Raw genomic sequence first — 26,451 nt, 5'->3', positions numbered from 1 at the left:
TTTAAGAAGTAAAACTTGTAACAAAATATGTATATACGACAGAAACATTCTACCTACATACGTAGATAAAACATAGATAGTAACACGAAAGAGTGGGTTTCCCCACTCTTTTTTTTGCACAATATACATGACATGGTTATCTCGGTTAATAGTATAACATAGCAAATAGCGATTTGCAAAGAATTTTCCTACCTATTAGAACAGTGATAATTGGTTTTGATCTGGCAAATCACCTAAACAACCTTGACTATCTAAATACTCAATAATTGTTTTAGAAACCTTACTACGCTGCTGCAAGTCCTCTTTTGATAAAAACTCACCATTTTCACGTGCTTCTACAATACTTATAGCAGCATTTGTACCAAGACCAGGTATTGCATTAAATGGCGGGATTAACGTATCTCCATCAATAATAAAGTCCGTTGCATGGGAACGATATAAATCAACCTTTTGGAATGAATATCCACGTTCGCACATTTCAAGTGTCATTTCTAAAACCGTTAATAAACTCTTCTCTTTAGGAGAAGCATCTAATCCTTTCTGTGCAATTTCATCAATTCTCACACGGATTGATGCTGATCCTTTTACCATTGCCTCTACATCAAAGTCATCTGCACGTACTGTAAAGTATGCAGCATAAAACAGAAGTGCAAAGTGAACTTTGAAGTAAGCTATACGTACAGCCATTAGCACATACGCAGCTGCATGGGCTTTAGGGAACATATATTTAATCTTTTTACAAGAATCAATATACCAACCTGGTACATTGTTATTACGCATCTCCTCTTCCCATTCTTCTGGTACACCTTTACCTTTACGCACCGACTCCATAATTTTAAACGCTAAAGATGGATCTAACCCTTGATAAATTAAATACACCATAATATCATCACGACAACCAATAACTTCACTCAGTGTACATGTACCGTTATAAATTAGTTCATTCGCATTACCAAGCCATACATCTGTACCATGGGATAGGCCAGAAATTTGGACAAGCTCTGAGAATGTCGTTGGCTTTGTTTCTTCTAACATCTGTCTTACGAATTTCGTACCAAACTCCGGTATACCAAGTGTACCGGTCTTACAATTAATTTGTTCTTCTGTGACACCTAATGACTCTGGACCTGAGAAGATTTTCATTACTTCTGGATCGTCAGTTGGTATTGTTTTCGGATCAATTCCACTTAAATCTTGTAACATACGAATAACGGTCGGATCATCGTGCCCTAGTATATCAAGTTTTAATAAATTATCATGAATAGAGTGGAAATCAAAGTGTGTCGTTCTCCACTCCGCCCCTACTGAATCAGCCGGGAATTGAATTGGTGAAAAATCAAAAATATCCATGTAATCTGGCACAACAATAATACCACCTGGATGCTGCCCCGTTGTACGTTTTACGCCAGTACACCCTGCAACAAGGCGATCAACTTCAGCATTTCGAATCGTTAAGTTATGATCAGATGCATAACCTTTTACATAACCATAAGCTGTTTTCTCTGCAACCGTACCGATCGTTCCCGCACGATATACATAGTCTTCACCGAACAGTACTTTCGTATAGTTATGTGCTCGTGGTTGGTATTCTCCGGAGAAATTCAAATCAATATCGGGAACCTTATCCCCTTTAAAACCAAGGAATGTTTCGAAAGGAATATCGTGTCCATCTTTTACATAAGGAATATTACATGTTGGACAATCTTTATCAGGTAAGTCAAAACCAGAACCTACAGAACCATCGTTAAAGAACTCTGATTGCTTACATTTTGGACATACATAGTGTGGTGGTAATGGGTTTACTTCAGTAATCTCCATCATTGTCGCAACAAATGATGATCCTACCGATCCACGTGAACCTACAAGATAACCATCAACTAATGATTTTTTCACAAGCTTATGTGAAATTAAATAAATTACGGCAAATCCATGTCCAATAATACTTTTTAATTCTTTTTCTAGACGGGCTTCTACAATTTCTGGTAGTTCTTCACCATAGATACTCCGCGCCATTTTGTAACTCATATCACGTGTTTCATCATCTGCACCTTCAATTTTCGGTGTGTATAAGTCATCTTTTACTGGATGAACGTCACCAATCAATGATGCGATTTTTTGTGTATTTGTCACAACAATTTCCTTTGCTTTTTCTTCTCCTAGGAACGAGAAGCAATCTAACATTTCATCTGTTGTGCGGAAATATACAGGTGGTAATGAATGACGATTTAAAGGATTGGCTCCACCTTGTGAGCTTACTAAAATTTTCCGATACATTGCATCTTCTGGATCTAGATAATGTACATTTCCTGTCGCAACAACCGGTTTATCTAACGTTTCACCTAATTTTACTAAGTTGGAAATAATCGTTTTTAATTGTCCTTCATCTCGAACTAACTCAAGTTCTACTAAATGACGTAACACCTCTGGAGGCATCACTTCAATGTAATCATAAAACTGGGCAATTTCTTCTACTTCTTCTGGTGCCTTTTGCATCATCGCCTCAAATACTTCACCTTTATCACAAGCTGTTCCGACTAATATACCTTCTCGATATTTTTTCAATAATGATCGTGGCACTCGTGGTACTCGGTAGAAATAATTAATATGTGAATATGAAACAAGTTTGTATAAGTTTTTTAAACCTTCATCAGATGTTGCAAGCAAGGTGACATGACTCGGTCTTCCACGCTTATACGAATCGCCTTGTCCCATACTGTCATTTAATTGATCGTGATACTCATAACCTTTTTCAATCACATCTTTTAACATTTTTACTAACAAATATCCTGTTGCTTCTGTATCATAAATCGCACGGTGATGTTGTGTTAATTCGATATCAAGCTTTTTACACATTGTATTTAAGCGGTGGTTCTTCATCTCTGGGAATAAGAATCTAGCTAGTTCTAATGTATCAATAACTGGGTTTTGGGGCTTGTCTAAGCCGCATTTCTTAAATCCTACATTTATGAATCCCATATCAAAACTTGCATTATGTGCAACAAGTGTATGATCACCCATCCACTCTTCAAACTTTTTAAATACTTCTCCTACTTCTGGTGCATCAGTCAACATATCATCTGTAATACCAGTTAACTCCATGATTGTAGCTGATAGCGGTTGATGCGGATTTGCAAAAGATTCAAAGCGATCAATAATTTCGCCGCCTTTCACTTTTACTGCCGCTAATTCAATAACCGTATCATATACTGCAGATAACCCTGTTGTTTCGACATCAAAGACAACATATGTTTCATCTGCAAGCAACCTGTGTTCTTCATTATACGCAATTGGAACACCATCGTTTACTAAGTTTGCTTCCACACCATAAATAACTTTGATACCTGCTTTTTTACCAGCAGAGTATGCTTCCGGGAAAGACTGCGCAACTGCATGGTCTGTAACCGCAATCGCTTCATGTCCCCATTTTCCAGCTTGCGCGACGAGCTTAGATACTCCGGTAACAGCATCCATTTGACTCATTGGTGTATGCAAATGTAGCTCTACTCGTTTTTCTCCTTCCGGTGCTTTATCCTTACGAGAAGGCCCTGTTATTTCGTTAATATCGTTCGCAATCATTACTAAGTCACGAACGAATGTATCGTTTTGAACCGAGCCTCGAGCTTTTACCCACATTCCTTTTTTCAAAGATTGCAGAAGCGGAAGATCCTCTTTATCACGCGAAAACATCTTAATCATAATGGAATCCGTATAATCCGTCATTTTTAAAGTTAATAACGTACGTCCACTGCGAAGTTCTTTCGTTTCCACATGGAAGACATAGCCTTGAACGGTTTTTCTTCTTTCTTCATCTTGAATTTCGCGCATCGGTGTGATTTCTTCATCCGGCTTAATAAGATACCCAAGCACAACTGGTCCTTCATGTACAACATCGCTTTCTTCAGCTTGCTTCTTAGCCATCTCTTCCATAGCTTGTATAACACGCTGGCGATCCTCTTGCTGTGTTTGCTCACGAAACTTTTGAACTTCCTCTTCGTTTTGCTTTATATTCGTTTCCAGCTGAAAACGTGGAAACCCAAACACTTCATATTGATCCCCTACTGGCTTCGCTAGATTTTTCTTTAAAGTCGTAGATTCTAACTCGTTATTTACATCAAGTAACAACTTTACCCCATTCACATATGGAAGTTGCTTCTTTAAATATGCAAACATAGGTGAAAAAGTAATTCGATCTGTACAGAGCGGCCAATATGCTTTGACCTCTTCTTCCGTATATTGTTTATTCTCCGTCATTAGTGCAAATGACGTGTTTGCAATATGTGAAAATGACTGCTTAAGCTGCGTTTCAAGCAATTCATATAATTCCGTTGGTAAAATACGTGGCACTTGCAAATCAAAATGCCAGCTTTTATTCGCTTTATCGACAACTAACCTTTGTATACCACCACCTTGTAAATATTGATTTACAAGGTCTTCAGGCATCTGCAGCTGCTGGAGCAAAATTTGAAATCGCTCTTGTTGTTCATTTGTTAACGACATAAACATCCTCCTTCCATCTGCTATTATAAATCGAAACTTTCGGCAAAGAAAGATTTCTTCCTTTTAACTCATTACCTTTTACTTTACATAGAAATAGAAGGTACCTCACCTGGAGGTACCTCTTCTTATTTTACAATATTAGTAATGTATGCATGAAGTTCTTCTACCTTCACTTCTGCAGATTCATTTGTAGCACGTACTTTTACTTCAACGATGCCTTCATCAGCTTTTTTACCAACTGTTACTCGAACTGGAAGACCGAATAAGTCCGCATCAGCAAATTTAACACCTGCACGCTCCGCACGATCATCTAACAATACTTCATAACCTTGTTCTTGTAATGAATTGTAGATTGTTTCGCCTACTTCGCGTTGTGCGTCAGACTTCATATTTACTGGAATCACATGTACATGGAATGGTGCAACAGCTTTTGGCCAAACCAGACCATTCTCATCATTAAACTGTTCGGCAATTGCCGCAACTGTACGAGATACCCCAATACCATAGCATCCCATAATAAGTGGCTTCGTTTTTCCATTCTCATCTAAGAACGTTGCATTCATTGCTTCGCTATAACGTGTACCTAATTTAAATACATGTCCAACTTCGATACCACGGGCAAAACGGATTGTCCCTTGTCCATCCGGAGATTGATCTCCTTCTTGAATGAAACGTAAATCTGTATATTGACTCACCTTAAAGTCACGCTCTGGATTTACATTTACATAATGGAATCCCTCTTCATTTGCTCCACAGCAACCATTTACAATTGCTGCTACTGCATGGTCAGCAATGACTTCAACATCATCTGCTACGTCAATTGGGCCTAGAGAGCCCACTTCACAATTTAACAGTTCTCTTACTTCGTCATATGAAGCAAGTTCAACAACTGAAGCGCCGTATACGTTCTTCACTTTTACATCATTTACTTCATGATCCCCGCGAACAAGTACAACAACAAACTTTTCATCGACCTTAAAGACCATAGATTTGATGCAATTTGATGCTTCGATATTTAAAAATGCAGAAACTTCTTCAATTGCTTTTTGATCTGGTGTTGCTACTTTTTCAAGTGCTTTTTCGGCTTCATCGCTCTTTGTATATGAAGCAACAACTGGAGCCATTTCAATATTTGCTGCATAATCAGATGTATCAGAATACGCAATTGTATCTTCTCCTACATCCGATAATACCATAAATTCATGTGTATCTTTACCACCCATTGCTCCAGAATCAGCAATAACAGCACGGAAATTCAAGCCACAGCGAGAAAAAATATTAGAATATGCTTGATATATGCGATTATAAACTTCATCTAAACTTTCTTGTGTCGCATGGAAAGAGTAAGCATCTTTCATTAAAAATTCTCTTCCGCGTAATAAACCAAAACGAGGTCTTTGCTCATCACGGAATTTTGTTTGGATTTGATATAGTGTTAACGGTAATTTTTTATAAGATTTAATCTCATCACGTACAAGATCTGTAATAACTTCCTCGTGCGTTGCTCCTAATGCAAACTCACGATCATTACGATCTTTCATACGCATTAACTCAGAACCGTAAGAATACCAGCGACCTGATTCTTGCCATAATTCAGCCGCTTGCATTGCTGGCATTAATAATTCTACAGCCCCTGCTCGTTCCATCTCTTCTCGAACAATACGTTCCACTTTGTGCAATACTTTTAACCCAAGTGGTAAAAAACTGTAAATACCAGAAGCGTTTTGACGCATAAACCCTGCACGAAGTAGCAATTGATGACTTTTAATCTCAGCATCAGCTGGTACTTCACGTAATGTAGGACTAAATACCGTACTTTGTTTCATCTATTCGCACCTCTTTAATTTACTCTAATACGCAGTAAAACCCCCCACCTCAAATTAGGTGAGGGATTGCTACTTTAAGAGTTCTATTCATTTCATTCATTATTCACAAAAAATATCGTGAATTTTATTCCACTTTATTTTACAAGAAAAACTTCCGAATGTCATTCCACGTTACAACTAACATAAGTAACATCAATAACGCAAAACCAATAAAGTGAACCATTCCTTCTTTTTGACGATCAATTGGTTTCCCTCGCAACGCTTCGATTAAGAAGAAGAACAAGCGTCCTCCATCAAGAGCAGGAACAGGTAATAAGTTGAATAAACCAAGGTTTATACTTAGAACAGCCGCCAAGCTCAGAACACGAGTGAAACCATAATCTACTACTTGGTCTGTTAAATTATAAATCCCTACCGGACCTGATAAATCATTAATAGAAAACTGCCCCGTTACTAATTTCATCAGGGAATCAAAAATTAATTTTGTCCATGTATACGTCTGCTCAAAACCTGATTGAATAGAACCAACAATAGATTTCTCTACAGGAGAGTATACACCAATTCTACCAACCTCTTCCTTACCTTCTTTATCAGCTGTTGGCGTTACTTTTACATTAAATTGTTCGCTATCACGTTTTACCTGAAGGGTAATTTCTTTATTTGGGTGCTCACGTACAATCGAAACAACATCTTTCCACGTATTCGTGTCTTTCCCATCAATTGCTTGAATCGTATCATGTTGTTTCAATCCTGCTTGTTCTGCAACACTATCCTTCATTATTTTTCCAATCATTGGCTTATCAACAGGAATACCTTGTACCAATCCAATGATAACAAAAATAACAAACGCAAGAATGAAGTTCATAGCAGGACCTGCAAAGATTGTTAACGCTCGCTGCCCTAACGTTTTAGAACCAAATTGCCTGTTAAACGGAGCGATTTGGATTTCTTCTCCAGCTGAAACAATACGCGCTTTTTCATTCACACGGAAAGTTTGCAATTCCTCCTCGTATTCTTCGTAACCAGATATTGTGAGATTATGTTCTAAATCCGCTTGTTCTACTTCAATCACGCGAACATTCGGATACTTTTCGCGCCCGTCTAGAACTAATTTCATAACCTCTTCGTTTCCATTTAGCACAAGTCCAACTTTTTTTCCTGGTTTTAATTCAACCGTTTCTGCATCCTCGCCAGCCATTCTAACATAGCCTCCAAGTGGCAGCAGCCGAACTGTATATACCGTTTCATTCTTTTCAAATGAAAATATTTTTGGTCCAAAACCAATCGCAAACTCGCGGCATAAAATACCCGCTCTTTTGGCGAAATATAGATGCCCTAGCTCATGGAAAAATACGAGTGCACCAAAAATTAATATAAAGGCAATCGCTGTATTCAATTCCATAACCACCTTTGCTAAATTTGTTCCATCACAAACCGTCTTGTGGCTGCATCAATTTCCTGAATTTCCTCTAAGCTCGGACGCGCAATGGCATTGTGATGGTGCATTGCTTTTTCAATGAGATCTTCTACTGTTAAGAAGCCAATTTTCTTTTGTAAAAAGGCTGCTACAGCAACTTCATTCGCTGCATTCATTACAGCTGGCATGCTTCCGCCCGTTTTTCCAGCTTCATACGCAAAGCGTAGGCAACGGAAACGCTCTTGGTTCATTTGTTCAAAATGCAGTGTTCCAATTTCCCATAAATTTAACTGTTTTGTATCTGAAAGTGGTAATCGATCAGGATATGTAAGTGCATATTGAATTGGTACGCGCATATCTGGTGAGCCGAGCTGTGCCATTACACTACGGTCCTCAAATTCAACCATAGAATGAATAATGCTTTCTTTATGTAAAACAACATCGATTTGCTCATAAGGTATGCCAAAAAGCCAATGCGCTTCGATTACTTCCAGCCCCTTATTCATCATTGTAGCAGAATCAATTGTAATTTTCGAACCCATTGACCAGTTTGGATGACGAAGCGCATCCTCTACTGTTACATGATGCAATTCATCTCTCGTTTTATCACGGAAACTCCCGCCTGAAGCAGTGATAACTAAGCGCGAGATTCGTTTTTCATTTTCTCCATTCAAGCATTGAAAAATAGCTGAATGCTCACTATCTACTGGAAGTAATGACACATTATGTTTGCGTGCAGCTTCCATTACAATGTGTCCTGCAGTTACTAATGTTTCTTTATTCGCAATTCCAATTGTTTTTTTTGCCTCAATTGCACGAAGTGTTGGTAACAATCCTACGCTACCTACAACAGCATTTATAACAACTTCTGCACTCGGATGAAGAGCTACCTCTAATAGTCCTTCGTCACCACATACTACTTTTGTATTTCCAGAAACGGATTGTAACCTGACAACATCCTCCTCTCTTTGTACGGAGACAAGCTGAGGAGAAAATTCCTGAATAACTTTTACTGCGTAGTCAATATTTTTCCCTACAGAAAAAGCAACGAGACGGAATTGGTCTGGGTGCAAGCGTAATACGTCTAAAGTTTGTGTTCCAATCGATCCACTTGCCCCTAATAAACTAATGTTTTTCATGATTCCAACCCCTCGTTTTATTATGAAATGAAATGTAAGAAGTGTAAAATCGGTAATACGAACAACCAGCTATCTGTTCGATCTAATATTCCACCATGCCCAGGTAAAATTGTACCTGAATCTTTCACACCGTAATGGCGTTTAAATGCGGATTGCACCAAATCACCAATTTGTCCAAAAATAGATATTGCAACTGTAACAATAATTACCATTCCAATATTCTCATGTACTTGGAAAAACATATTGTACACAAAAGCAACAACAATACCACACAGAATACCGCCTAATGAGCCTTCTATCGTTTTATTCGGACTAATCTCTGGCCATAATTTTCTTTTTCCAACTGCTTTTCCTATGAAATATGCGCCTGAATCAGTTGCCCAAATAACAAACAATGCATAAAACACATATTCAATCCCGGCTATTCTCGTTTCATTTAAATACAAGAATCCCATTGCAACATACGTCGTTGCCATAAGTAAAAATGAAGCATTGTCAAAAGTAAATGTATTCTTCGAAAGGACTGTATATGATAAAAGTAATAACACAATCAAAAATGTGATTTCTAATTTATCTAATCCAATCCAATCAAAAACTCCTCGTGCATTACTTGGAACTAAAATAATCCATAATAATAATGCAGCTAAAAACGTTGGCACCGAAATAAATGTAAGCTTGTTCATACGAACTAATTCATATAATCCAATAGAAGCAAGTGCATACACTAAAACTGTAAAAGGCACGCCACCATAAAATACGATGGGAATGAATAGCGCGGCAGCAATCACTCCAGTAATAATTCTCTGTTTCACTACCAAACCCTCTCTTTCTACACGCCTCCGAATCTGCGCCCTCTATGTTGAAAGTCTGTAATTGCATGTAGCAAATGTTCCTCGGTAAAATCTGGCCAATACACATCTGTAAACCAAAGCTCCGAATACGCAATTTGCCATAGCATGAAATTACTAATACGCAATTCCCCACTTGTACGAATAAGCAAGTCTGGGTCAGGTAAAGAACTTGTCATTAAGTATGAAGAAATCATTTCTTCATTTATATCTTCTGAACGAACTTTCCCTTCTTCGTTATCTTTCATCATATGTTGCACAGCAGAAACGATTTCATCGCGACTTCCATAGTTTAACGCAAAATTGAGAATTAATCCCGTGTTCTCTTTTGTATCTTCCATGGCTTTTTCCATCGCTCTGCGCGTATGCGTAGGAAGACGATCTTTTTGTCCAATTACTCGAACTTGTACATTTTCTTCAATCAACTCTGGTAAAAATGTACCTAAAAATTCTTCTGGAAGTTTCATTAAATATTCGACTTCCTTTTTCGGTCTTTTCCAGTTCTCAGTAGAAAAAGCATAAAGAGTCAGCACTTTTACATCAAGTTTACTAGCAAATTTCGTAATTTTTTTTACTACTTGCATTCCTTCATGATGTCCGGCAATGCGGGGCATTGCTCTTCTCTTTGCCCATCTTCCATTACCATCCATAATGATCGCAATGTGCTCTGGGATATATCCCTTTTTCACTTTTTCAACGAGATGATCAAACGATGCGACCTTTTTACCTTTAAAAAAAGGAAACTTTTTAAACATCATTCATACCCTCCAACAAGCAGACGTATGCCTAAAAGTGTAAAAAGACCCCCTTAAGAAGAGGGTCATATTTGCGAAGGTATCGCTATTACACTTCCATGATTTCTTTTTCTTTGTTTTTTGCGATTTCGTCAACTTTTGCAATATATTTATCTGTTTCTTTTTGAATATCTTCAGCATATCCTCGTAAATCGTCTTCTGTAATATCGCCAGCTTTTTCAAGCTTTTTAAGATCATCGTTCGCATCACGACGTACGTTACGAACTGCTACTTTTGCTTCTTCAGCATATTTCTTAACAGTTTTTACTAAGTCTTTACGACGTTCTTCCGTTAATGCAGGGAATGCGATACGAATTACTGATCCGTCATTAGAAGGGTTTAAACCTAAATCAGCTTTTAAGATTGCCTTTTCAATATCACCGATAGATGTTTTATCATAAGGTTGAATGACAAGTAAACGTGCTTCAGGAACTGTAATGTTCGCTAATTGCACAACAGGTGTTGGTGCACCATAGTAATCAACTTGTACCTTATCTAAAGCAGACGCGCTTGCACGGCCAGCACGAACTGAAGCTAACTCGCGAGAGTAAGCACCAACTGCTTTTTCCATTTTTTCATTTGCAGTTTTTAATACTTGTTGTCCCATATTTATTTCCCCCTTACAATTGTTCCAATATTTTCGCCTAAAACGGCACGTTTAATATTTCCTTTTTCCATAACTGAGAATACAATTAGTGGAATATCATTATCCATACATAATGAAGAAGCAGTAGAATCCATTACACCTAAACCTTCTTTTAATACATCTAAGTATGTCAGTGATTCATATTTCGTAGCGGTTTCATCAACAGAAGGATCTGCACTGTAAACACCGTCTACATTATTTTTCGCCATTAAAATAACATCAGCTTCGATTTCCGCCGCACGTAAAGCTGCAGTTGTATCTGTAGAGAAATATGGGTTACCTGTACCTGCTGCGAAAATCACAACACGTTTCTTCTCTAAGTGACGAATCGCTTTACGGCGAATATAAGGTTCTGCCACTTGACGCATTTCAATAGAAGTTTGAACACGCGTTTGAATCCCAATGTTCTCCAAGCTATCTTGAAGAGCTAATGAGTTCATAACTGTCGCTAACATGCCCATGTAATCCGCTCCTGCACGATCCATGCCCATTTCGCTTCCGATTTTTCCACGCCAAATGTTTCCGCCACCTACAACAACAGCAACCTCTACATCAAGTTCTGCAATTTCTTTCACTTGTTCTGCAACTGATTTAATAACAGCTGGGTTAATTCCAAATCCTTTTTCACCAGCTAAAGCTTCACCGCTTAACTTTAAAACGACACGATTATATTTCGGTTTACTCATAATGAACCTCCAATGGCTTACATCTTTATTTTAAAAAAGGGAACACAATGTGTTCCCTAAACTGTATTAGTTGTTACCTTTTACTTGGTTCATTACTTCTTCAGCAAAGTTGTCTTCACGCTTCTCGATACCTTCACCAACAGCGTAGCGAACGAATCCTTTAACTGTTCCGCCTTTAGACTCAACGAACTGACGAACTTTCATATCAGGGTTTTTAACGAATGCTTGGTCAAGTAAGCAAATCTCTTCGAAGAATTTACCTAGGCGACCTTCAACCATCTTAGCAACGATTTTTTCAGGCTTGCCTTCGTTTAAAGCTTGTTGCGTTAATACTTGACGCTCATGCTCAACTTCTTCAGCTGTTACAGCATCGCGGTCGATGTATTTAGGGTTAACTGCTGCAACATGCATTGCTACGTCTTTAGCAGCTGCTTCATCAGTAGAACCTTCAAGAACTGTTACTACACCAATACGTCCACCCATGTGTAAGTAAGCACCGAATGCATCTGCATCAGTTTTTGTTACGATTTCGAAACGACGAAGTGTAAGTTTTTCACCAATTTTAGCAATTGCTTCATTGATGTGCTCTTCTACTGATTTACCGTTTGCAATTGTTTGAGTCATAGCTTCCTCAACAGATGCAGGTTTGTTAGCTAATAAGTGATCAGCTAATTCTTTTGTTAAAGCTTGGAAACCTTCGTTTTTCGCAACAAAGTCAGTTTCAGAGTTTAATTCTAAGATTAAAGCATCGTTACCGTTTGTTTCGATGTAAGTTAAACCTTCAGCAGCAATGCGGTCTGCTTTTTTCGCAGCTTTCGCAATACCTTTCTCACGTAAGAAGTCAATTGCCTTCTCCATGTCGCCATTCATTTCTGTTAAAGCTTTTTTGCAGTCCATCATACCTGCGCCAGTTTTTTCGCGAAGTTCTTTTACCATTTGTGCAGTGATTGCCATACTTTTCATCCTCCTAAAATATGTATTTATACCTTAAAAAAGGTGATAAAAGGCCGAACCCCTTATCACCTTTCCAAATTTGTTACGCAGTAACAGTCTCTTCACCTTGTTTTGCTTCAAGGATCGCGTCTGCCATTTTAGATGTAAGAAGTTTTACAGCACGAATTGCATCATCGTTTGCTGGAATTACGTGATCGATTTCGTCTGGATCACAGTTTGTATCAACGATACCGATGATTGGAATGTGTAATTTGCGTGCTTCAGCAACTGCGATACGCTCTTTACGAGGGTCTACTACGAATAATGCACTTGGAAGACCTTTCATATCTTTAATGCCGCCTAAGAATTTCTCAAGACGCTCTAACTCTTTTTTAAGTTGAACAACTTCTTTCTTAGGAAGTACTTCGAAAGTACCATCTTCTTGCATTCTTTCGATGTCTTTAAGACGCTTGATACGCTTTTGGATTGTTTGGAAGTTTGTTAACGTTCCACCTAACCAACGTTGGTTAACGAAGTACATACCAGCACGAGTTGCTTCTTCTTTAATAGCTTCTTGTGCTTGTTTTTTTGTACCTACGAATAAGATGTCTCCACCTTCAGCAGCGATGTTACGCATTACGTTGAAAGCTTCCTCAACTTTTTTCACAGTTTTTTGTAAGTCGATGATATAGATACCGTTACGCTCTGTGAAAATGTAACGTTTCATTTTTGGGTTCCAACGACGAGTTTGATGTCCGAAATGAACACCAGCTTCAAGCAATTGCTTCATAGAAATTACTGACATAGTTTAGTTCCTCCTAAATGGTTTTTGATATCCTCCGTTTACTTCATCTTTAAGCGAAACTACAAGCGTAGCACCAACACTTAAATCAGTAAACGTGTGTACTTTGTACTGACACCACTGCTTACTATATCATAATGAAATTGTACAATCAAGTCGAAAATACGAACAATGTGAAACTTTCTTTTTGATTATGATTCTATTCGTCTTTTTCCTCTTATTCAATGCTATATACATGCAAATTGAAAAGCCTCCAAAATCCTTTCTGTTTAAGTAATAGAGACCATCCTTCTATGCATTGAACCGATTAGACCATCTTCCTGCCTCACCAGAATTTAACACAAACAAAGAACAAGTACTGGTTACCTTTTGTTTTACATTACAGTGGCTTTATATAGTTTCACTTAAAAAATCCTTATCCACAAGAGAAGATAAATATATACTTCGCACAAATTCATAATAAATCTCTCGGAAAATAAAAAATCTCTCCTCATAGAAGGAGAGATTTTTTTGCAAATTAGTTTGTTTTTAATTTAGCAAGTTCATGTAAAAACTTGTCATTTAATACTTTAATGTATGTTCCTTTCATACCTAAAGAACGTGATTCAATAACGCCTGCACTTTCTAATTTACGAAGTGCGTTTACGATTACAGAACGTGTAATCCCTACGCGATCAGCAATTTTACTTGCAACAAGTAAACCTTCTGTTCCGTTTAATTCTTCAAAGATGTGCTCAATAGCTTCTAACTCACTGTAAGATAAAGAGCTAATCGCCATTTGAACAACTGCTTTACTACGAGCTTCTTCTTCGATTTCTTCTGCTTTTTCACGTAAGATTTCCATACCTACTACAGTAGAGCTGTATTCAGCAAGGATTAAATCATCATCTAAGAATTCTTGACCAAGACGAGCTAACACTAGTGTACCTAAACGCTCACCGCCACCAACGATTGGCACGATTGTAGTTAAACCTTGACCAAATAATTCTTTGTTTTCTACAGGGAATGCTGTATACGCGCTATCTACATCTAAGTTTGAAGATGTTTCCGTAATGTTAAATAGGCTTTGTGTATACTCTTCTGGGAATTGACGCTCTGCAAGCATTTGTTTCATACGTTCGTTCTCGATTTGTTGGTGAATTGCATATCCTAATAATTTACCACGGCGACTTACAACGAATACGTTCGCTTCAATTACTTCACACATTGTGTCTGACATTTCTCTAAAGTTTACAGGTTTTCCTGCAGCGCTCTGTAATAACGCATTTAATTTTCTCGTTTTTGCTAATAATTCCATTTCAAAAGTTCCTCCTACATGTTACTCTCATATTTTTTCATCACTTGGAAACTAGGGCGAGTCACCTGATGACACTATTACAAAATAAACTGGCTCACATCTTTATTTTTAGCAATTGTTGCTAATTTCTCCTCTACATATTGAGGTGTTATCGTTATTTTTTCTAACGTAATTTCAGATGCTTCAAACGATAAATCTTCAAGAAGTTTCTCCATAATAGTATGAAGTCTTCTCGCTCCAATATTATCCGTATCTTGATTAACTTGATAAGCAATCTCAGCAATCTTACGAATAGCATCGTCAGAAAATTCAATTTCTATACCTTCAGTTGCTAATAATGCTATATATTGTTTCACTAAAGCATTATCAGGTTCTACAAGAATTTTAACAAAATCATCTACCGATAATTTTGTTAATTCCACTCGGATCGGGAATCTTCCTTGCAGTTCTGGAATCAAATCAGACGGTTTAGACATATGGAAAGCACCAGCCGCAATAAATAAAATATAATCTGTTTTCACCGATCCATATTTCGTTGCAACATTCGATCCTTCGACAATTGGCAAGATATCACGCTGTACACCTTCACGCGATACATCCACGCTATTCGACTGCTTACCAGCAATTTTGTCAATTTCATCAATAAAAATAATCCCGAGCTGTTCAGCACGATAAACAGCCTCTTGTGTAACTTCATCCATATCAATTAAGCGCTGTGCTTCCTCATTTGTCAAGACTTTTCTTGCTTCTTTTACAGAAAGTTTTCGTTTTTTCGTTTTTTTCGGCATAAAACTCCCTAATGCATCTTGGAAATTCATCCCCATTTGTTCCATGCCAGTCCCTTGCAACATATCAAACATCGAAGATTGTTGTTCCGTCACTTCAATCGATACAATTTCATCTTCAAGTAAGCCAGCTGCAAGTTTCTTTTCAACTTCTTGGCGCTTCTTTTCAATTTCTATATTATCGTGTGTTTCAGCTGTCTGATTTGTGTTTTGATTTCCCCCAAACAACATTTCTAACGGATTTTTGAATCCGGATTGTTTTTGCGGACTTGGTACCAAAATTTCAACAAGTCGCTGATTCGCTTGCTCCTCAGCCTTATCTTTAACCTTTACGACCATTTCTTCTTTCACAATGCGAACTGATGTTTCCACAAGGTCACGCACCATCGATTCTACATCTCGGCCGACATATCCAACTTCTGTGAACTTCGTCGCTTCAACCTTAATAAAAGGTGCTCCAACGAGCTTAGCCATTCGTCGCGCTACCTCTGTCTTTCCGACTCCTGTCGGTCCGATCATTAAAATGTTCTTCGGAGCAATTTCATCGCGTAAATCTTCTGCTAGTTTACTGCGGCGATATCGATTTCTAAGCGCTACTGCAACCGCTTTTTTTGCATCTTTTTGACCAATAATATATTGATCCAATTTTTCTACAATTTGACGCGGAGTAAAATGTAAATGCATATAAAATGCCTCCCTTACGATTCTACAATTCTTCCACAATAATATTGTGATTTGTATACACACAAATGTCACCAGCAATTTCTAAACTTGCTTTCGCAATTGCTTTTGCTGTTAAATGTTCACTCGCATGTTGCTTTAAAGCGCGGCCAGCAGCAAGTGCATAATGCCCACCTGAACCGATTGCTAAAATACCGTCATCTGGCTCTATTACTTCTCCTGTTCCCGAAACAAGAAGTAACGTCGTTTGATCCATAACGATTAGCATTGCTTCCAATTGACGTAGCATTTTATCACCACGCCATTGTTTCGCCATTTCGACTGCGGCACGTTGTAGATTCCCATTATACTCTTCTAATTTTCCCTCAAACATTTCAAATAGAGTAAATGCATCTGCAACAGAGCCTGCAAATCCAGCTAACACCTTTCCTTGAAAGAGTTTGCGAACTTTACGTGCTGTATGCTTCATTACAACAGCATTACCAAATGTCACTTGTCCGTCGCCAGCCATAGCACACTCTCCATTATGGTGAATGGCAAATATCGTTGTAGCGTGGAAATTTCCCATAGAAAAAACTCCTTTATATGTTTTTATAGCTTTAAAAGCAATTTATGCCCGCGGGTGATGCTTCATGTAAACAGAACGCAATCTTTCTTTTGAAACATGCGTATAAATTTGTGTCGCTGATAAATTTTCATGCCCCAATAACTCCTGCACAGTTCGTAAATCTGCGCCTTCATCTAACATATGTGTGGCAAATGTATGCCTTAACATATGTGGACTTATTCGCATTGTAAGGGAAGTTTTCTTAATGAGCTCATTTAAAATATAACGCACACCTCGATCTGTTAACGGCGTACCCTTTGCATTTAAAAACACCATTTGAGAGTGTTCCTCTGTTTTTTTAGCTAACTGTTTTCTCCCGTTTTCTATATAAGTAGTTAAAGCATCTTGTGCATAGCTCCCAAACGGAACGTACCTTTGTTTTTTGCCTTTTCCCATCACTAGAATTGTACCTACCGAAAAATCAATATCAGTAAGTTGTAAACTTACACATTCACTCACACGGATCCCTGTTGCATACATTAGCTCTAATAAAGCTTGATTTCTTTGACCTAGCGGTGTTTCCATGTCAGAAGCTTCAAACAAATTCTCTAATTCTTCGACGTACAAAAACTTTGGGATTGACCATTCTTTTTTGGGGAGTGACGCAAGTGCAAACGGATTATCTTCTCGATATCCTTCACGCATCAGAAAACGATATAAACTTCGTAAACTTGATACTTTTCTTGCGACAGATTTACGGGCTAACTTTTCATCGTGTAACATTGTTAAGTACAAACGAACATCTACGTATGTAACATCTAAAAAAGAGGATATACCTTCTCGCTCCATAAATTGCACAAAATGTTCTAAATCATTTTGATAACTTGCAATTGTATATTTTGAATAATTTCTTTCAATTTGTAAATATCCAACGAATAATTGTAACAATTTCTTCACATTCATATAACTCACCTCAATAAAGGCTACTAAATCGTATCACAACTCAGTAGCCTTTGCAAGAAATTTAACTAAATATTTACAAAATTTTGAATTGTTTCTAAAGCGCGTGTTGCATACGCTTCATTTCGCTCCTGTTTCTTTTTAATTTTCTTTTCTAACGGTGCAAATAAACCAAAGTTCGCATTCATCGGTTGGAAATTTTTCGCATTTGTTGCAGTGATATAATTCGCCATACTTCCCATTGCAGTTACAGAAGGTAATACAACAGGCTCCTCTCCCTTTACAAGACGAGCTGCATTAATGCCTGCTAACAGACCTGAAGCAGCTGATTCTACATATCCTTCCACACCTGTCATTTGACCTGCAAAGAATAGATCATCACGATGTTTGTATTGATACGTTGGACGAAGTAACTTAGGCGAATTAATAAATGTGTTACGATGCATTACGCCATAGCGTACAATTTCGGCATTTTCTAATCCTGGAATCAACTGCAATATTTCCTTTTGAGGTCCCCATTTTAAATGTGTTTGGAACCCAACAATATTGTATAACGTTCCTGCTGCATCATCTTGACGTAATTGAACAACAGCATACGGTGTTTTTCCTGTTTTTGGATCTTCTAACCCGACTGGTTTCATCGGACCAAATACCAATGTTTGTCTGCCACGGCCAGCCATTACTTCTACAGGCATACACCCTTCAAAGAATACTTCTTTCTCAAACTCTTTTAATGGCACTGTCTCCGCAGCAATTAAAGCATCATAAAAACGATCGAACTCTTCCTCTGTCATCGGGCAGTTCAAATATGCTGCTTCTCCCTTATCATAACGAGATTTTAAATATACTTTGTTCATATCAATGCTATCTTTCTCGACAATCGGTGCAGCAGCATCATAAAAATAAAAATAATCTTCACCAGTTAGTTCTTTCAGCTGTGCAGAAAGACCTGGAGATGTAAGCGGGCCCGTTGCAATAACAGTTGGTCCTTCTGGAATTTCTGTAATTTCCTCGTTCATCACAGTTACGTTTGGATGATTTTTCACATACTCTGTTACTTTTGCTGCGAACTCATGACGATCTACAGCTAACGCTCCTCCTGCTGGCACAGAGCATTCGTCTGCCGCACGAATAATAACAGAATCCATTTGGCGCATTTCTTCTTTAATAACACCAACAGCGTTCGTTAATGTATTTGCACGAAGTGAGTTACTACATACTAACTCAGCAAATTTATCTGTATGATGAGCCGGTGTTTGTCTTACAGGCCTCATTTCATATAAGTTCACTTGGACACCACGTTTTGCAATTTGATAAGCTGCTTCACTCCCTGCAAGACCTGCACCAATGACGTTTACTACTTGTGTTGTCATATATTTTTCACCTTTCCTTTTCTATTCCGAAAAAAATGTGAGCAGTTACGCTCACATTTGTTGTTCCTCTTCATAATCACAAGAAATACATTGTACCTGAACGCCTTTTTTCAATTTCTTCTCTACAAGCATACCTTCACATTTTGGACATTTCCGGCCAATCGGTTTATCCCAAGATACAAAGTCACATTCTGGATATGTGCCGCATCCATAGAAAAGACGCTTCTTTTTATTACTTCGACGTTCAATAATTTGTCCTTTATCACATTTCGGACAAGTTACACCAATTTCTTTCACAATCGGTTTTGTATTTCGACAATCAGGGAAATTTGAGCAAGCCATAAACTTCCCATATTTACCCATTTTAAAGACCATCGGGTGACCACACAACTCACAGTCTTCCCCAGCGGGTTCATCTTTAATTTCAACTTCACGCATTTCCTTTTCCGCTTTTTCTAAACGGGGTTCAAAACCTACGTAGAAATCATTAACAATTTTTACCCAATTTGCTTTCCCCTCTTCTACCTCATCAAGGCTTTGCTCCATGTTGGCAGTAAACTCAATATTAATAATTTCCGGGAAAAACTCTAAAATGAGTTCAATTACAATTTCTCCAAGTTCAGTAGGAACAAATCGTTTATTATCTAATGCAACGTATCCTCGTTTTTGAATCGTCTCGAGTGTCGGTACATAAGTAGACGGTCTCCCAATTCCAAGTTCTTCAAGTGTCCGAACTAAGCGAGCCTCCGTATAACGTGGCGGTGGCTGCGTAAAATGCTGCTTTGGTTCCACATCTTTTGAAAATACCGTTTCTCCTATTTCTAATGGAGGCAACATTTTATCTTTTTCTTCTGCACCATCATCTTTTGACTCTACATATACTTTCATAAATCCTGGGAATTTAACTACTGATCCACTTGCACGGAACTGAACATCATTGTTAATGAGTTTAGCTGTAACGGTATCCATTATAGCAAATGCCATTTGACTTGCAACAAATCGTTCCCAAATCAATTTATACAAACGATGTTGATCACGACTTAAGAAACTTTTCAGTTCCTCTGGCTTTCTCATCACAGAAGTTGGACGAATTGCTTCATGCGCATCTTGTGCATTTGCTTTTTTCGTTTCTTTCTTCTTCTCTGTTCCTATGTATTCCGAACCAAACGCTTCAGTAATGTAAGAACGTGCTTCTTCTTGAGCTGTTTCTGAAATGCGTGTTGAATCTGTTCTCATATACGTAATAAGACCCACAGTTCCTTGCTTACCAATATCTATCCCTTCATAAAGCTGTTGTGCAAGCATCATTGTCTTCTTCGCCCGCATATTTAATTTGCGCGCCGCCTCTTGCTGCAAGGAAGATGTTGTAAATGGTAATGCAGGATTCCGTTTTCGCTCTTTTTTCGTTACATCTTCAACTGAGAACGCATTGTCCTTCATTTTTTCAATTATTTCTTTTACTTGCGTCTCATTTGTTAGCTGAACTTTTTCACCGTTCACACCGTAAAATGACGCTTCAAATGTTTCTTTTCCTTTTACAAATTCTGTTTTAATTGTCCAGAATTCTTCAGGAATAAAACTTTGAATCTCCTTTTCACGCTCAATTATTAAGCGAACTGCTACAGATTGTACGCGTCCTGCGCTTAATCCCTTTTTGACTTTCTTCCACAATAAAGGACTAATATTATAACCAACAAGTCGATCAAGTATCCGCCTTGCTTGTTGCGCATCTACTAAATCCATATTGATTGCACGAGGATGTTTAAATGACTCTTTAATTGCATCTTTTGTAATTTCATTAAATACAACCCGACAATCTGATTCAACATCTACATTCAACGTATTCGCTAAATGCCAAGCGATTGCTTCTCCCTCGCGGTCTGGATCGGCTGCGAGATAGACTTTTTTCACTTTTTTTGCTGCTGATTTTAAATCTTTTAAAACAGGACCTTTACCACGAATGGTAATGTATTTCGGATTGAAGTTATTTTTGACTTCTATCCCCATCTGACTTTTTGGTAAATCGCGAACATGTCCCATAGACGCGACGACTTTGTATTTTTTTCCTAAATATTTCTCAATGGTTTTCGCCTTAGAAGGCGACTCCACGATTACGAGGTAATCTGACATGCTAGTGCCTCCTTAAGAGGTGGATTCAAGTCTTCATTAATCTTATTGATTTCTCTTGTTTTTGTCAATCAAGAATGAGTATACCATACAGTGATAGTCTACCATTTGTCAATAATTGTTTAATAAAAACATAAAAATATAAGGTTAAATTAAAAATTCCTCGAGAATATCCTCCGCTTTCTGCACAAGTTTCGCGCCTTGCTGAATAAGCTGATTTGTCCCTGCTGAACTTTCCTTAAATATGGGGCCAGGAAGCGCAAATACTTCTCTATTTTGCTCTAAAGCGAAATCTGCAGTAATAAGTGATCCACTTCTTGATTTCGCCTCTACAACTAAAACACCCTTACAAAGTCCACTTATAATTCGATTTCTTTTTGGGAAATACCATTTTCGTGGAGGGTAATGAGGTGGATATTCAGTTAATAGCAACATATGTTTTTTCCACATATTATAAAAATAATTACTTTCTTTTGGATACATATACTGTAACCCATGTCCTAATACAGCAATAGTTGAACTTTGTTGATGCACTGTAATTTCGTGGGCGATTGTATCAATTCCACTTGCAAAGCCGCTCACAATTAACCAGTCTTTGTATATCAGCGGTTGTAAAATAGATTGTATGCTATCTTTTCCATATAAAGACGGTTTTCTTGTTCCCACTACAGCTATTTTGTTTGCTTTATTAAGAAACTTCCTTTGCCCTTTTCCGTATAAAACAAAGGGAGGATTCGGTATTTCACGCAACAATTTCGGGTAATCCTCATCCCATATTGTAATATAAAAAATATGATTTTTTTCTAAATGGCGTATACATTGCGAAGGGGTAGTTGTTTGTAAGAAGCTAACTAATTCTGAAGATTTTTTCGAAGTTAACCCAGTATATTTTTCCAATTCCATCGCACTAAAACTATACAGTTTTTTTACCTCTGGATCAATATATAATAAGCGAGTTAATGCTTTCCAATGATCTGCTAACACATAATGAAGATGGAGCAATCGTTCCTTTTTCATAACTATTCTCCTCACCCATAATTTTTATTATGTTAACTGTAAAAAATGTAAAAAGACACCCTCTAGCACGAAGGTGTCTTTCAAAAAGATTAATAGTTTTTACAAGTTTCAAATAATCCCTTTTCTTTTAAAACAGAGATTAAAGTTTCACCCATAACAGCTGGTGTTTCAGCAACTTTGATACCACAAGCTTCCATTGTTTTAATTTTTTCAGCAGCTGTACCTTTTCCACCAGAAATAATGGCACCAGCATGGCCCATACGTTTCCCTGCAGGCGCTGTTTGACCACCGATAAATCCAACAACAGGTTTTGTCATATTTGCTTTTACCCACTCAGCAGCTTCTTCTTCTGCTGTTCCACCGATTTCACCAATCATAATAACAGCATGTGTTTCCTCATCTTCATTAAACGCTTTTAACGCATCGATAAAGTCTGTACCATTAACAGGGTCACCACCGATACCTACAGCAGTTGATTGACCAATGCCCTCTTGTGTTAATTGATGTACAGCTTCATATGTCAATGTACCAGATCGAGATACAATACCTACATGACCTTTTTTATGAATATATCCTGGCATAATCCCAATCTTACATTCATCAGGTGTAATTACACCCGGGCAGTTCGGTCCAAGTAAACGTGTCTGTTTACCTACCATATATTTTTTTACTTTTACCATATCTAATACAGGGATTCCTTCTGTAATACATACTACTAAATCAATCTCTGCATCAACAGCTTCCATAATTGCATCAGCCGCAAAAGCGGGTGGAACGTATACAACTGAAGCGTTTGCGCCCGTTGCTTTTACAGCATCTTCTACTGTATTAAAGACAGGTACGCCTTCAATTGCAGTGCCACCCTTACCAGGTGTTACACCACCGACAATTTTCGTACCGTATTCAATCATTTGCTTTGTATGGAATAAACCTTGTGAACCCGTAATACCTTGTACAATAACTTTTGTATCTTTATTAACTAATACGCTCATTTTTCTCCCCCGCTTTCTATTAGCCCACTAGTGAAACAATTTTTTGTGCACCGTCTGCCATAGATTCTGCTGCAACAATATTTAAACCAGATTCATTTAAAATCTTCTTCCCTAATTCAACATTTGTACCTTCAAGACGAACAACAAGTGGTAATTCAAGACCTACTTGTTTCGTTGCTTCAATAACACCTTCTGCGATTACGTCACATTTCATAATGCCACCAAAAATGTTAACGAAAATACCTTTTACATTTTTGTCAGAAAGAATAATTTTGAAAGCTTCTGTTACTTTTTCAGCTGTAGCACCGCCACCAACATCTAAGAAGTTAGCTGGATCACCATGATAATGTTTAATGATATCCATTGTTGCCATTGCTAACCCTGCACCATTTACCATACAACCAATATTTCCATCTAAAGGAATATAGTTTAAGTCATATTTAGAAGCTTCGATTTCTTTTGGATCTTCTTCTTCAAGATCACGAAGTTCTAAAATATCTTTATGACGATATAATGCATTAGAATCAAAGTTTAATTTTGCATCTAATGCCATTACTTTCCCGTCACCTGTTGTAACAAGTGGATTGATTTCTGCAATAGAACAATCTTTTTCGATATAAGCACGATATAAGCCCATCATAAACTTCACAGCTTGTCCTACAAGCTCATTTGGAATATTGATGTTAAATGCAATGCGGCGTGCTTGGAAGCCTTGCAGACCTACTGCTGGATCGATATACTCTTTAAAGATTTTTTCTGGTGTTTTCTCTGCTACTTCTTCAATTTCTGTGCCGCCTTCTTCAGAAGCCATTAGAACAACTTGAGAAGTCGCACGGTCTAAAACTAGACCAACATAATATTCTTTTTTAATATCGCAACCTTCTTCGATAAGTAAGCGTTTTACTTCCTTACCTTCAGGACCTGTTTGATGTGTAACAAGCGTAGTACCTAAAATACTTTCCGCATATGTACGAACTTCATCTAAATTTTTCGCAACTTTTACACCGCCAGCTTTGCCGCGTCCACCAGCGTGAATTTGCGCTTTCACTACACATACATCTGTTCCCAATTCTTTCGCTGCTTCTACAGCTTCTTCTACTGTAAAGGCAACTTTTCCGTTCGGAACGCTAACCCCATAGCTTCTAAGGACTGCCTTACCTTGGTACTCATGGATATTCATGGTCCCATCCTCCCCTGTTTTCCTGTTTTACTCAAAAAGTTTTTTAATGTTTAAAAAACACTACATTGCCATTGTATAAAATGATTGCCACGCTGTCTACAATAAAGTGTCAGAAAACTGAAATCGCTTTATTCTTTTTTGAAAATAGTAATGTTAATATGCGAAAATAAAAAAATAAACTGTGAATTCACAGTTTATTTTTCAATCATATCTTTAATCGGGGCAAATGTTTTTCGGTGTTCTTCTAATACACCATATGTTTCAATCGCTTGTAAGTGTTGTTTCGTTCCATACCCCATATGCTGTTCAAAACCATATTCAGGATGTTCCTTACCTAGCTCCTTCATCATACGATCACGTGTGACTTTCGCAATTATGGAAGCAGCCGAGATAGAAATACTTTTGGCATCTCCTTTAATAATAGACGTTTGTGGAATTTGAGTAGGAAGTTTCATTGCATCAATTAATAAATGATCTGGTGTACATGATAAATTCGCAATCGCATCTAACATTGCTCGTTTTGTTGCTTGATAAATATTTATCTCATCAATAACCTGAGGTGATACAATTCCAACACCAATCGCTATTGCCTTTTCTCTAATTTCATTATAGAAACGCTCACGTTTCGCTTCACTTAGCTTTTTAGAGTCATTTAACCCTGGCACATAGAAATCCTCCGGAAGAACGACAGCAGCCGTAACAACAGGCCCAGCTAGTGGTCCCCTCCCTACTTCATCAATCCCCGCAATATAGGAGAGCCCCCGTTCACGCAATGCTTGTTCATATTTAGACATCTCTAAAAATTGCTCTCTTTCTTTTTGTACCAGTTCTTTTTGTTTATGCCATTTCACAATTAATTTTTGAACACCTTTTCGTTCATCTTGCGTCAACATTTGAAAACGTTCATCTTCTTCATTCGTAATCTCTTGTAGTATACTTTCCACTTCTTGTATCGTAATTTTTTGCATTAGTGTACACTCCTTTTAAACATAACCAAAAAGAAAAGACGCACAAACGCACGTCTTATACCTCTTCTACAAATTCATCTGGTGTTTCAAATGTCATTTTTCCGAGTTTACCACCCCGAAGTTCTCGCAGAACAAGTTCTGATGTTTTATCATAATCAACAAGGCCACCGCCCATTAAACAGCCTCTGTTCTTTCCGATTGCATCAAATAATTCTACAATATCTTCTGGAATTACATTTAATTTATAACGCTCTTGCAAACGTTCTGGGTAATATTTTTCCATAAAGCGAAGTGCATAAACCGCTACATCCTGCAAGTTTAAAATAGAGTCTTTAATTGCACCAGTCGTTGCAAGGCGAAGTCCTACTAACTCATCTTCAAATTTTGGCCATAAAATACCTGGCGTGTCTAACAGTTCCATCTCTTTACCCACTTTAATCCATTGTTGAGCTGTTGTAACACCTGGGCGATCGCCTGTTTTCGCGATGTTTTTCTTGGCTAATTTATTAATTAACGTAGATTTTCCAACGTTCGGAATCCCAACGATTAATGCGCGAATTGCTCTTGGTTTAATCCCTTTCGCAATCATTTTATCAAACTTTTCTTTTACAAGTACTTTACATGCTGCCGTAATTTCTTTCATACCTTGTCCAGCTTGTGCATTAATTGAAATTGCTTTATGACCTCTCTCTTCAAAGTAAACAATCCATTGCTTAGTTAAACGATCATCTGCCATATCAGCTTTATTTAAAACAACCAATCTTGGTTTATGTGTAATAATTTCATCAATCATCGGATTTCGGGAAGATAAAGGTAAACGAGCATCTACAAGTTCAATTACAACATCGATTAACTTTAACTTCTCTGTTACTTGGCGCCTCGCTTTTGCCATATGCCCTGGAAACCATTGGATTGCCATGTTGCCACCTTCTTTTT

The 26,451-nt window shown here is 37.7% G+C and carries 21 protein-coding genes; all 21 read right to left on the bottom strand.

Annotation, left to right across the window (positions count from 1 at the left end; genetic code table 11):
• Nucleotides 1–195 precede the first annotated feature (195 nt).
• Complete coding sequence (locus tag CN288_RS04390; protein WP_026590330.1) at nucleotides 196–4,497, bottom strand: PolC-type DNA polymerase III; 4,302 nt, start codon at nucleotides 4,495–4,497, stop codon at nucleotides 196–198.
• Between the two features lie 125 nt (nucleotides 4,498–4,622).
• Nucleotides 4,623–6,323, bottom strand: a complete 1,701-nt coding sequence (locus tag CN288_RS04385; RefSeq protein WP_026590329.1) for a proline--tRNA ligase — start codon at nucleotides 6,321–6,323, stop codon at nucleotides 4,623–4,625.
• 139 nt (nucleotides 6,324–6,462) lie between these two features.
• On the bottom strand, nucleotides 6,463–7,719 hold the full coding sequence (gene rseP, locus CN288_RS04380; RefSeq protein WP_026590328.1) for an RIP metalloprotease RseP: 1,257 nt from the start codon (nucleotides 7,717–7,719) through the stop codon (nucleotides 6,463–6,465).
• A 17-nt stretch (nucleotides 7,720–7,736) separates the two neighbouring features.
• Entirely contained in the window at nucleotides 7,737–8,879 is a 1,143-nt protein-coding gene (gene dxr, locus CN288_RS04375; protein ID WP_026590327.1) for a 1-deoxy-D-xylulose-5-phosphate reductoisomerase, read from the bottom strand.
• A 20-nt stretch (nucleotides 8,880–8,899) separates the two neighbouring features.
• Nucleotides 8,900–9,691 carry a phosphatidate cytidylyltransferase gene (locus CN288_RS04370; RefSeq protein WP_026590326.1) on the bottom strand — a complete coding sequence of 264 codons (792 nt, stop codon included), beginning with the start codon at nucleotides 9,689–9,691 and terminating at the stop codon, nucleotides 8,900–8,902.
• A gap of 17 nt (nucleotides 9,692–9,708) precedes the next feature.
• Nucleotides 9,709–10,485, bottom strand: coding sequence for an isoprenyl transferase (locus CN288_RS04365; RefSeq protein WP_026590325.1), 777 nt, complete (start codon nucleotides 10,483–10,485; stop codon nucleotides 9,709–9,711).
• Between the two features lie 85 nt (nucleotides 10,486–10,570).
• Nucleotides 10,571–11,128 carry a ribosome recycling factor gene (gene frr, locus CN288_RS04360; protein WP_026590324.1) on the bottom strand — a complete coding sequence of 186 codons (558 nt, stop codon included), beginning with the start codon at nucleotides 11,126–11,128 and terminating at the stop codon, nucleotides 10,571–10,573.
• A 2-nt stretch (nucleotides 11,129–11,130) separates the two neighbouring features.
• On the bottom strand, nucleotides 11,131–11,853 hold the full coding sequence (gene pyrH / locus CN288_RS04355) for a UMP kinase (protein WP_026590323.1): 723 nt from the start codon (nucleotides 11,851–11,853) through the stop codon (nucleotides 11,131–11,133).
• A gap of 66 nt (nucleotides 11,854–11,919) precedes the next feature.
• Entirely contained in the window at nucleotides 11,920–12,807 is an 888-nt protein-coding gene (tsf, locus tag CN288_RS04350; protein ID WP_026590322.1) for a translation elongation factor Ts, read from the bottom strand.
• 82 nt (nucleotides 12,808–12,889) lie between these two features.
• Nucleotides 12,890–13,591 carry a 30S ribosomal protein S2 gene (gene rpsB / locus CN288_RS04345; RefSeq protein ID WP_026590321.1) on the bottom strand — a complete coding sequence of 234 codons (702 nt, stop codon included), beginning with the start codon at nucleotides 13,589–13,591 and terminating at the stop codon, nucleotides 12,890–12,892.
• Between the two features lie 514 nt (nucleotides 13,592–14,105).
• Nucleotides 14,106–14,885 carry a GTP-sensing pleiotropic transcriptional regulator CodY gene (gene codY, locus CN288_RS04340; protein ID WP_026590320.1) on the bottom strand — a complete coding sequence of 260 codons (780 nt, stop codon included), beginning with the start codon at nucleotides 14,883–14,885 and terminating at the stop codon, nucleotides 14,106–14,108.
• Between the two features lie 77 nt (nucleotides 14,886–14,962).
• Entirely contained in the window at nucleotides 14,963–16,354 is a 1,392-nt protein-coding gene (gene hslU / locus CN288_RS04335; protein ID WP_026590319.1) for an ATP-dependent protease ATPase subunit HslU, read from the bottom strand.
• Between the two features lie 22 nt (nucleotides 16,355–16,376).
• Nucleotides 16,377–16,919: an ATP-dependent protease proteolytic subunit HslV gene (hslV, locus tag CN288_RS04330; RefSeq protein ID WP_003199482.1), complete on the bottom strand. Its 543-nt coding sequence runs from the start codon at nucleotides 16,917–16,919 to the stop codon at nucleotides 16,377–16,379.
• Nucleotides 16,920–16,961: 42 nt separating this feature from the next.
• Nucleotides 16,962–17,861 carry a tyrosine recombinase XerC gene (gene xerC, locus CN288_RS04325; protein ID WP_026590318.1) on the bottom strand — a complete coding sequence of 300 codons (900 nt, stop codon included), beginning with the start codon at nucleotides 17,859–17,861 and terminating at the stop codon, nucleotides 16,962–16,964.
• Nucleotides 17,862–17,926: 65 nt separating this feature from the next.
• Entirely contained in the window at nucleotides 17,927–19,231 is a 1,305-nt protein-coding gene (gene trmFO, locus CN288_RS04320; protein ID WP_026590317.1) for an FADH(2)-oxidizing methylenetetrahydrofolate--tRNA-(uracil(54)-C(5))-methyltransferase TrmFO, read from the bottom strand.
• A 51-nt stretch (nucleotides 19,232–19,282) separates the two neighbouring features.
• Complete coding sequence (gene topA, locus CN288_RS04315; RefSeq protein WP_026590316.1) at nucleotides 19,283–21,361, bottom strand: type I DNA topoisomerase; 2,079 nt, start codon at nucleotides 21,359–21,361, stop codon at nucleotides 19,283–19,285.
• A 144-nt stretch (nucleotides 21,362–21,505) separates the two neighbouring features.
• Nucleotides 21,506–22,375 (bottom strand): DNA-processing protein DprA, encoded by an 870-nt coding sequence (gene dprA, locus CN288_RS04310; protein ID WP_026590315.1) that lies wholly within the window; start codon nucleotides 22,373–22,375, stop codon nucleotides 21,506–21,508.
• 89 nt (nucleotides 22,376–22,464) lie between these two features.
• Nucleotides 22,465–23,367 (bottom strand): succinate--CoA ligase subunit alpha, encoded by a 903-nt coding sequence (sucD, locus tag CN288_RS04305; protein ID WP_026590314.1) that lies wholly within the window; start codon nucleotides 23,365–23,367, stop codon nucleotides 22,465–22,467.
• A gap of 19 nt (nucleotides 23,368–23,386) precedes the next feature.
• The gene (gene sucC, locus CN288_RS04300) at nucleotides 23,387–24,547 is read right to left on the bottom strand and encodes an ADP-forming succinate--CoA ligase subunit beta (RefSeq protein WP_026590313.1); all 1,161 of its coding nucleotides are present in this window, start codon (nucleotides 24,545–24,547) and stop codon (nucleotides 23,387–23,389) included.
• A gap of 194 nt (nucleotides 24,548–24,741) precedes the next feature.
• The gene (locus tag CN288_RS04295; RefSeq protein WP_026590312.1) at nucleotides 24,742–25,515 is read right to left on the bottom strand and encodes a ribonuclease HII; all 774 of its coding nucleotides are present in this window, start codon (nucleotides 25,513–25,515) and stop codon (nucleotides 24,742–24,744) included.
• A gap of 55 nt (nucleotides 25,516–25,570) precedes the next feature.
• Nucleotides 25,571–26,434 (bottom strand): ribosome biogenesis GTPase YlqF, encoded by an 864-nt coding sequence (gene ylqF, locus CN288_RS04290; protein ID WP_026590311.1) that lies wholly within the window; start codon nucleotides 26,432–26,434, stop codon nucleotides 25,571–25,573.
• Nucleotides 26,435–26,451: the final 17 nt, after the last annotated feature.

The sequence above is a fragment of the Bacillus sp. AFS023182 genome (assembly GCF_002560575.1).
GTDB lineage: Bacteria > Bacillota > Bacilli > Bacillales > Bacillaceae_G > Bacillus_A > Bacillus_A arachidis.
Note: the sequence above shows the minus strand (reverse complement) of the source record. Positions and strands in the feature narration are given on the sequence as shown.

Coding starts and splice junctions, on each gene's coding strand:
- CN288_RS04390 (WP_026590330.1), bottom strand. CDS start 4,497: ATGTCGTTAACAAATGAACAACAAGAGCGATTTCAAATTTTGCTCCAG.
- CN288_RS04385 (WP_026590329.1), bottom strand. CDS start 6,323: ATGAAACAAAGTACGGTATTTAGTCCTACATTACGTGAAGTACCAGCT.
- dxr (WP_026590327.1), bottom strand. CDS start 8,879: ATGAAAAACATTAGTTTATTAGGGGCAAGTGGATCGATTGGAACACAA.
- CN288_RS04365 (WP_026590325.1), bottom strand. CDS start 10,485: ATGATGTTTAAAAAGTTTCCTTTTTTTAAAGGTAAAAAGGTCGCATCG.
- frr (WP_026590324.1), bottom strand. CDS start 11,128: ATGGGACAACAAGTATTAAAAACTGCAAATGAAAAAATGGAAAAAGCA.
- pyrH (WP_026590323.1), bottom strand. CDS start 11,853: ATGAGTAAACCGAAATATAATCGTGTCGTTTTAAAGTTAAGCGGTGAA.
- tsf (WP_026590322.1), bottom strand. CDS start 12,807: ATGGCAATCACTGCACAAATGGTAAAAGAACTTCGCGAAAAAACTGGC.
- rpsB (WP_026590321.1), bottom strand. CDS start 13,591: ATGTCAGTAATTTCTATGAAGCAATTGCTTGAAGCTGGTGTTCATTTC.
- codY (WP_026590320.1), bottom strand. CDS start 14,885: ATGGAATTATTAGCAAAAACGAGAAAATTAAATGCGTTATTACAGAGC.
- hslU (WP_026590319.1), bottom strand. CDS start 16,354: ATGCATTTACATTTTACTCCGCGTCAAATTGTAGAAAAATTGGATCAA.
- hslV (WP_003199482.1), bottom strand. CDS start 16,919: ATGGGAAATTTCCACGCTACAACGATATTTGCCATTCACCATAATGGA.
- xerC (WP_026590318.1), bottom strand. CDS start 17,861: ATGAATGTGAAGAAATTGTTACAATTATTCGTTGGATATTTACAAATT.
- trmFO (WP_026590317.1), bottom strand. CDS start 19,231: ATGACAACACAAGTAGTAAACGTCATTGGTGCAGGTCTTGCAGGGAGT.
- topA (WP_026590316.1), bottom strand. CDS start 21,361: ATGTCAGATTACCTCGTAATCGTGGAGTCGCCTTCTAAGGCGAAAACC.
- dprA (WP_026590315.1), bottom strand. CDS start 22,375: ATGAAAAAGGAACGATTGCTCCATCTTCATTATGTGTTAGCAGATCAT.
- sucD (WP_026590314.1), bottom strand. CDS start 23,367: ATGAGCGTATTAGTTAATAAAGATACAAAAGTTATTGTACAAGGTATT.
- sucC (WP_026590313.1), bottom strand. CDS start 24,547: ATGAATATCCATGAGTACCAAGGTAAGGCAGTCCTTAGAAGCTATGGG.
- CN288_RS04295 (WP_026590312.1), bottom strand. CDS start 25,515: ATGCAAAAAATTACGATACAAGAAGTGGAAAGTATACTACAAGAGATT.
- ylqF (WP_026590311.1), bottom strand. CDS start 26,434: ATGGCAATCCAATGGTTTCCAGGGCATATGGCAAAAGCGAGGCGCCAA.